The following is a 405-nucleotide window of genomic DNA, read 5'->3' on the forward strand; positions in this document are numbered from 1 at the left end:
GAGGTCGATCTGTGCCTCGGGCAGCACCCGGCGAACACCACGCGCCATGGCCTCGGCGGCATCACTGGCTGCCAGCGCTTCCTTGAAGCTGTCAGGGGCAATCAACAGGCGCGGCGAACCAGCAGAAGCGGAGGCAGCAGAAGCAGAGACAGTCATGCAGACATTCCTTGTCGAAGGTGAAGGAGCGAATGGGGTGACTCAGCACAAGATTCCCTCATGATACGCCGTCATTGGTGCCATGCAGCAGCCTGAAACGCAAACTGCCACCCGTCGGTCTCCCGAGGGTGGCAGCGGCAGCACTGGCTGACAGGAGTGCTTACTTGACCAGACGCGTCTCGGTGGGCGCCAGCGTGACCTTGCCTTCACGCTTCAGATGGCCGATGGCGCGCTTGAAGTTGGCCTTGC

The 405-nt window shown here is 62.0% G+C and carries 1 protein-coding gene and 1 pseudogene; both read right to left on the minus strand.

Translation table 11 applies throughout. The annotated features are described in order from the left end of the window. Positions 1 to 156 (minus strand): glycerate kinase (locus tag HUS61_RS22045; RefSeq protein ID WP_175092393.1); only part of this gene is annotated, 156 nt, incomplete at its 3' end. A 160-nt stretch (positions 157 to 316) separates the two neighbouring features. Next, a pseudogene (locus tag HUS61_RS21325) lies at positions 317 to 405 on the minus strand (GntR family transcriptional regulator); the annotation flags it as partial.

Source organism: Pseudoalteromonas sp. 0802 (genome assembly GCF_013350085.1).
In the GTDB taxonomy this organism is placed as follows: domain Bacteria; phylum Pseudomonadota; class Gammaproteobacteria; order Enterobacterales; family Alteromonadaceae; genus Pseudoalteromonas.